The following is a 7,208-nucleotide window of genomic DNA, read 5'->3' on the forward strand; positions in this document are numbered from 1 at the left end:
CTTCACTCCCAGATCGACCCCTCCGACTAGCGCCGCCCTCCGCCCCCGAAGCGATCCGCCGGACTGCGCACCCCTCGTCCTCCGCGATTGAGCACGTGGGTGTAGATCATCGTCGTGTTCACGCTCCGATGGCCGAGCAGCTCCTGGACCGTCCGGATGTCGTAGCCGGATTCGAGGAGCGCGGTCGCGAAGCTGTGCCGGAACGTGTGCGGAGTGACCCGCTTCGTGATCCCCGCCTCCGCTGCCGCCCGCTTCACGTGGCGCTGGACCGTCGTCTCGAACACGTGATGACGCCCGATCCGCCCCGTCCGCGGACAAGCGGACCGCGCCTCCGCAGGGAACACGTACTGCCACCCGGGCTCGAAGCCGGCCCGCGGATACTTCCGCGCGAGCGCATCCGGCAGCTCCGCCTCCCCGAACCCCTCCGCGAGGTCGGCCCGATGGAGCTTCTTCGAAGCGAGGATCCGAGCCCGAAGTGGCTCCACCGCCCGATCCGGCAACACCGTCAGCCGATCCCGCCGCCCCTTCCCGTCCCGAATCCGAAGCTCCCGCCGAGCGAAGTCCACGTCATGGATCCTCAGCCGAAGCGCCTCCAACAGTCGCAATCCGCCTCCCCACAAGAGCAGCGCGATACACCACGAATCCCCCTCGAGATCCGCGATCACCGCCTCCGCCTCCTCCGGCGTCAGCACCACGGGCAACCGCGCTGGCCGCCGTGCTCGAACCATCCCGGACAGATCCCCGATCTCGCGACGAATCACGTAGCGATAGAGAAAGAGGATCGCGTTCAGCGCCTGGTTCTGCGTACTCGCCGCGACGTCTCGATCCATCGCCAGATGCGAAAGAAACGCCTCGATCTCCGCCCGCCCGAGATCCTTCGGATGGCGCAGCGCATGGAACCGGATGAACCGCTTCACCCAGTCGACATAGGATCGCTCCGTCGCCCGAGAGCGATGGCGCAGCCGGAGCTGCTCGCGAAGCTGATCAAGGAGACGGGGCGGGCGGCGGCCGGCGCCGGCAGATTCCCGTCGGCTCGTTTCACGATCGCTCTCCGATCCTCCGGAATCGAGATCCTCAATCGGAAACCGCACCATTCGTTCGCCCCACCGAAGTCCAAGACCTGCCCGAATCGATGTACTCGACCCGGTCCCGCGCGCCAACTCATGAACACCGGTTCACGCGCATCCATGCGCCAGACCGAGGCCCTTTCGCACCGCTCTGCCGCGTTATCGAATAACACGGCAACATGCGGGGAGGTGGCGGCACCCTCATCCGGCCCCGTTCGACTCGGATGGAGCTGGAACGAATCGCCTTCGGGGAATGCGCGATTGAACCGGGTCGGAATATCGAGGATGATCCATGCGCAGCCGATGTGCGGCTGTCAGGTTACTAACTAGTTATGCGGCATCTCCTGGCGGAGAGCTTGAGACTCTCGATGAAGGCACTCCGGAGAGAGCTCTCCTATCTGACCACCTTCTTCGCTGTTCCCCTCGCGATCTTGCTGGCGCTAGATCTCGCCCTTTCCGAGTCTCCGATGCCCATCCCTGAGAGAGTCTGCCGATTCGAGGACGTGTGCGCCTACGGATACTGTTTCTGGATTCCTGGCGCTGTGTACTCAACCGTCAGAATCGGAGCTCTTTTGACGGGAAGAAACCGCGGAGACGGTTCCCAAACCTGAGAAATCGGTCCGATCCAACCCGCCGGAGACGCCGCATAACAAGCCGCTGCACCTGACAGACAGTTGGCCGAGGTAGGAGTGGGCTCCGCCGCCCAGATCCACGTCCCTTCGGGACGCGGAAGGCGGCTCTAGCCGATTGGCTACGATCTGAGTCTCTCGATCGGTACGGCGCCAGCGAAGTCTGCAGGTGATCGGCTGATCCGTTATACGGCAGACGCGATTGAGCTGTATTCGCGCCCTCGCACTTCTCGGTTGCGTGTTCGGCCTTGCCTGCGCAGGTCTGTCACCCTCCTCGGCTGAACCTGACTCGAGCGTCCAAGTGTCTGCCCCAGAGTGCCCAGTTTTTCTGTTCGCGTTTCCGCGAAGAATTCCCGAAGGTGCGATCTGCGAAGGGCGTCGGGTTCGAGTGATTCCGTCGAGCGGCGCGCCTACCTATTGGGGGTGCTACTCCCGCGAGGCTCTGGCCCACTATTGCGATCCCGGACTCCCGGAGGAGACTAACCACTGCCTGGCGGCTTCTCTGGTCTACGACGTCTGCGAGGCGCGAAGCGTCGAGATCCTGGACGATCTCGGAGGCACGATCGGTGACGTCGGTGAGCCGCGGCCCAACTAGACGGGGATCCGAGTTCGCCCGGCGCCCGCCGTATAACAAGCCCCTGAACCTGACAGACAGTTAGCCGAGGTTGGAGCGGGGCTCCGCGGCCTCCTGACGCTTCGCGTCCAAGGCCGCTCGTGCCGCTGGGCTACGATCGCCGTACCTCGACCAGTCCACGCCGGCGAAGTCTGCAGGTTATGGGCTGATCCGTTATACGGCATGTCTCGATGCGCCTAGCTATCGCGATTCTTAGTCTGGTGTTGCTGAGCTGCGAAGTCGTAGACGTTGCTCGATGCAACGGATGTATCTCGGAAGCCATGCAGGACAGTATGGACTTGCTGGCGACGGGCAGCGTCGAGTTGATGATGCTGACACTCGCGCTCGACGAGCTTCGCGAGGGCGAAACCCAGGAGGCTATCTGCTCGCTCGAGCTCATCTTAGATGGCGAGCTGAATCAAGCGGAATCGATGCTCTCGAATGACTTGTCGGACGCCGCTCGGGAATCGCTGGAGGGGCGACTTGAGATTGCGCGCGAATACCGGGCGCGACATCCCAAGGAGTCCTCGGGTTGCTGATTTGATCCTGGCGGTACCGCGGACACGCCGTATAACAAGCCCCTGAACCTGACAGACAGTTGGCCGAGTTGGGAACGGGGCTCCGCGGCCTCCTGACCCTTCGGGTCCAAGGCCGCTCGTGCCGCTGGGCTACGCTCGCCGTACCTCGATCAGTCCGCGCCGGCGAGGTCTGCAGGTTATGGGCTGATCCGTTATACGGCCGCGAACGGCTTCTGCTATGGCGATCGACATTCGACTGATGAAGCCGCGGCCGGACGCCGATCAAGAGCGGTCGTCGATGTCGCTTGAGAACGAGGCCCACTACTGGTTTCTCTGGCCCCTGATCGACGCGCTCCGGGCAAGCCACGGAAAGTACGTTGATCTCTACGGAGACGTGGCGTTCCGTAGCTCAGAGTTGCCCCTACTTGAGAAGCTGATCTCGGACTGCAAGGCCCGGTTGGCTTCCAGCCCGCCCGAGTGGCAACAGCACTGCGGCGTCTCGCTCGCTGGCTCGACCAAGACGATCCATTCCCAGCTTGTTCGGAGAGGAGATCTTGAACTCTGGCTCGAGAAGCTCGCTTCTCTGGTCGAACTCGCGAGAGAGGTGGGTTCGGGTGTCGAATTTTCAGGCGACTAAGTATTCGCCGCCGTATAACAAGCCCCTGAACCTGACAGACAGTTGGCCGAGTTGGGAACGGTGCTCCGCGGCCCCCTGGCGCTTCGCGCCCAAGTCCGCTCGTGCCGATTGGCTAAGATCGCCGTACCTCGATCAGCCCGACGCCGGCGAAGTCTGCAGGTTATGGGCTGATCCGTTATACGGCAGACCCCGCGCCGGCCGCCCGGGAGGTCGTGTGCGAACTCGACGGATTCTCTTGTGGATCCTAGGTGTCGTTCTTACCGTTTCTCTCTTGCTTTTCGGCGCCTTCGTACTTCTCGCTCCGGCGTGCGAATGTGACTCGCGAGGAGCGCAAGCCGCCCGTGAGATCCCGCAAGCGAGACTCGCTCGGCTCTTCGACGATGTTCGCCGACTTGGCCCAATGAATCGCAACCTACGCGAGAACGAAATTCCGGCCGAGTTCTCTGATCTCGGCGTGATTGCCGTTCGCGGAGCAATCTATCCACCTGGCCAAGTCAATCTCAGGCTTGTGGGGTGTCTCGACCACTTTCTCGATCTGGTCGTGTATGGCGCCGACGCTGCGGTCAGAGACGGGCCCCGGATCTCGTTGTGGTGCGGCGAACCGCCGACCGATGGCGTTGAGGTTCTCTGGCGCCCTGATGTCGAATAACTCGTGGCGTCGTCCGCCGTATAACAAGCCCCTGAACCTGACAGACAGTTTGCGGAGTTCGGAACGGGGCTCCGCGGCCTCCTGACGCTTCGCGTCCAAGGCCGCTCGTGCTGATTGGCTACGATCGCCGTACCTCGATCAGTCCGCGCCGGCGAGGTCTGCAGGTTATGGGCTGATCCGTTATACGGCAGATCTAGTTGCGTCGAGCATGACCGGGTGGAGCTTTCTCGTATTCGAGGCTGACGAACCGAATGCAACCTTGGTGGATGGCGCGCCTTCCGCGTGTCTTCGATCCAAGGGCGCCGCGCGGTTTCTAGAAAAGAGGCTCGACTACCTGTACTCCGAGGTTGGCTTCGGGATATCCGAGAGCGACGACGCCTGCACGAATGACCCTGCCGTTCTGGCCGCCGTGATCCTGGGTTTGAACTCGCTGTACGAGGAGCTCTCCTCGGCTCGACCTGAGTGGCGCGTTCAACTCGGCTACGAATTTCGACCCGGCGAAGAGCTCGGGCCGCCGATCTACGCGCAAGCCTCGCGCGACGAAATCCGCCAGTTCCTTAGAGAGTCGATCTCGATCTGCGAGACTGCTCGCGAGAACGCCGCCTATCTGGTTTGGGGCGGCGGCGCGTAGATCCGCCGTATAACAAGCCCCTGAACCTGACAGACAGTTGGCCGAGGTTGGAGTGGTGCTCCGCGGCCTCCTGACGCTTCGCGTCCAAGGCCGCTTGTGCTGCTGGGCTACGATCGCCATACCTCGATCAGCCCGTGCCGGCGAAGTCTGCAGGTTATGGGCTGATCCGTTATACGGCAGACGCGGATGAATGCGCTGACAGACGCTGAGGTCGAACAGCTTTTTTGGTCCGACGCAGACTTCCTCGGCTACTACTGGGACGATCGCTTCGACGATCCAACCCTGGTTGTGCGCGTCACCCCTGCAAACGCCGAGACAGTCGAGCTGGTATGCCATTGGACGATGGGGCTTAAGCTCGACGTCGACTACAAGACAAGCGTGAACGGTCTCCTTACCTGGCAGGTCGAATTCGAGCCGATGCCTGAGCGCCGCTGGAGGGTGGTGTTCGATCTCGCCTCGCATGGATCGGTCGAATTTGAGTGCCTCGGACTGTCGCTACGACCGCCTGCGCCAGTGTCCGCCGTATAACAAGCCCCTGAACCTGACAGACAGTTGGCCGAGGTTGGAGCGGGGCTCCGCGGCCTCCTGACGCTTCGCGTCCGAGGCCGCTCGTGCCGTTGGGCTACGATCGCCGTACCTCGATCAGGCCTGGCCGGCGAAGTCTGCAGGTTATGGGCTGATCCGTTATACGGCATGCCCGGGCAGCTTCTAGGAATCGGGGGCTCTTCCATCTTGCTCGGAACTTCCGCGACTATCTCCGCGGTAGAAGCCCCCTCGCGGCCCCCCGACACGAGCCGCCGACGGGGCAGGCTGAGGCTTTTGCTCTCGGCCGTCGCCGCGCTTCTTCTCTTCTCCTGCGCGGACGAAGTCGACCGGTGTCTGGATCGCGGCGGATGCTGGGTCTCCGGAGCTGAAGTCTGCGAGATGGCCGATCAGGCTCGCTGCGACGAGTCTCGATCGGCGCGCTGATCGTACGCCCTCGCGAGCACGCCGTATAACAAGCCGCTGCACCTGACGGAGAGTTGGCCGAGTTCCGATCGGAAGTCCGCGGCCTCCTGGCCCTTCGGGCCCAAGGCCGCTCGAGGCGCTGGGCTACGCTGCGTCGTACCTCGATCGAGTCGACGCCGGCGAGCTCCGCAGGTGAGCGGCTGATCCGTTATACGGCGCTCCCCCGCGACTTCGAAGAAGGCGGGTTTCTGCCGCGCGGGCGACGGTCGCTGTTGGGCGCCTCGAAGACTCGCCGTCCGGGGCTTGAGAGTTCGAGCCTGAATGCGGCTTGGTGGTCCACTCTGCGTGGCCTGGTTGGCCTTGATATCCAGGCGAAGCCCGTCTCGACCGTCGCTTGCTCGAGACGACTCGTTGGCTTCGGTTGTCCGAGACGCCCGGCTGAATCTGCCTCGCGTTGGTCGACCCGCAGGCCGGCCGCTTCCGATCGGAAGCAGGCTCCGAATAGGGACTCGGCCAATCGGACTCCGAGCCTCGATGTTGCGCCGTCGCGCCGTATAACAAGCCGCTGAACCGGACGAGGAGTTGGCCTTGCGTTGCCCTGGCTCCGCCAGGCAAACTTCCCGCTGAGAGCGGGAAGAACCTGGCTCTTGCCGTCTGGCGACGGCCCCTGAACTTGACTCGGATCGCCTGCGGCGAACCTCGCCGGTTAGCGGCTGATCCGTTATACGGCACGCGACTGAAAGCGGTCTCTACCTCTGGCTGCTGCTGTCTCCGAGTCTCCGTTGAGCTCGCCGCCGATTGGCGGAGGCTTTGAGGATGGAGCTTGGAGCGACCTCCGCCGACTGCCATCACCTGACGGTGACTGTCGGCTTGTGCAGTCTGGCGACGGGCTTCGAAGTCTCGAAGTGACTCGAGAGGCGAGGGCGGCTGCCTTACTGTCGCCGCCGTCCGATCCGAAACGATCCGTGTCTAGACGAGACGCTGGAGGGCGAGCCGCCGATATCCTCGGGACTTCAGGAGATGCGGTGGCGAAGGCCTCGGACGACCTCGCCGCGACTCTGCCGTCGCGCGCCGTATAACAAGCCCCTGAACCTGACAGGGCGCTTGCCGAGACGTGAGCGGCCTCCGCCGCTCAGACTCTTCGCCTTAGTCGGCGAAGAGAAAGCGGCTCGAGTACTCTGGCGACGAACCTGATCGGCTCGACCAGGCGACGATGGCGTCCCCTGCAGGTTATGGGCTGATCCGTTAGACGGCAGGTCTATCGCCGTGCCTGAGACGCGACCAATCGGAGTTCGAGTCTTCGCCTTCGCTTTGGGCGGCTATTCGCTCTTGGTCTTCCTGATCCTGATCGCGGGAGTTGTCTCCGCAGAGCAGATCGTTTCCTATCCGATTCTTGTTCTCGATCTCGTGCTCGTCACGTTCGGACTGCTCGGCGCTCGATCGATCTACTCCCTCTGGCCTCATTCGAAGTGGCTGTTTCTAGGCTGGCTCTTGTCTTTCTTCCTGATCGGCCTCG

The 7,208-nt window shown here is 63.0% G+C and carries 7 protein-coding genes and 1 pseudogene; 6 read left to right on the top strand and 2 right to left on the bottom strand.

The window, feature by feature from the left end:
- Window positions 1-26 precede the first annotated feature (26 nt).
- Window positions 27-992 (bottom strand): annotated as a pseudogene (locus NXI30_28310) (integron integrase).
- A gap of 1,092 nt (window positions 993-2,084) precedes the next feature.
- Between NXI30_28310 and NXI30_28315 the strand changes: the two are divergent.
- The 3 genes from NXI30_28315 (at window position 2,085) to NXI30_28325 (ending at window position 3,464) form a co-directional block, all read left to right on the top strand.
- The gene (locus NXI30_28315) at window positions 2,085-2,291 is read left to right on the top strand and encodes a hypothetical protein (protein MCR9098143.1); all 207 of its coding nucleotides are present in this window, start codon (window positions 2,085-2,087) and stop codon (window positions 2,289-2,291) included.
- Window positions 2,292-2,590: 299 nt separating this feature from the next.
- On the top strand, window positions 2,591-2,848 hold the full coding sequence (locus tag NXI30_28320; GenBank protein ID MCR9098144.1) for a hypothetical protein: 258 nt from the start codon (window positions 2,591-2,593) through the stop codon (window positions 2,846-2,848).
- A gap of 217 nt (window positions 2,849-3,065) precedes the next feature.
- On the top strand, window positions 3,066-3,464 hold the full coding sequence (locus NXI30_28325) for a hypothetical protein (protein MCR9098145.1): 399 nt from the start codon (window positions 3,066-3,068) through the stop codon (window positions 3,462-3,464).
- Window positions 3,465-3,876: 412 nt separating this feature from the next.
- Here the strand turns inward: NXI30_28325 and NXI30_28330 are convergent, their stop codons facing one another.
- The gene (locus NXI30_28330) at window positions 3,877-4,212 is read right to left on the bottom strand and encodes a hypothetical protein (protein ID MCR9098146.1); all 336 of its coding nucleotides are present in this window, start codon (window positions 4,210-4,212) and stop codon (window positions 3,877-3,879) included.
- A gap of 109 nt (window positions 4,213-4,321) precedes the next feature.
- On the opposite strand from NXI30_28330, the gene NXI30_28335 reads away from it, so the two are divergent.
- From NXI30_28335 to NXI30_28345, 3 genes are all read left to right on the top strand, one after another.
- Entirely contained in the window at window positions 4,322-4,744 is a 423-nt protein-coding gene (locus NXI30_28335; GenBank protein ID MCR9098147.1) for a hypothetical protein, read from the top strand.
- 186 nt (window positions 4,745-4,930) lie between these two features.
- Window positions 4,931-5,272 carry a hypothetical protein gene (locus tag NXI30_28340; GenBank protein ID MCR9098148.1) on the top strand — a complete coding sequence of 114 codons (342 nt, stop codon included), beginning with the start codon at window positions 4,931-4,933 and terminating at the stop codon, window positions 5,270-5,272.
- A 1,749-nt stretch (window positions 5,273-7,021) separates the two neighbouring features.
- The coding region (locus NXI30_28345) for a hypothetical protein (protein ID MCR9098149.1) at window positions 7,022-7,208 on the top strand (187 nt) is incomplete at its 3' end.

This window comes from bacterium (assembly GCA_024742285.1).
Lineage (GTDB): Bacteria > Myxococcota_A > UBA9160 > UBA9160 > UBA4427 > UBA4427.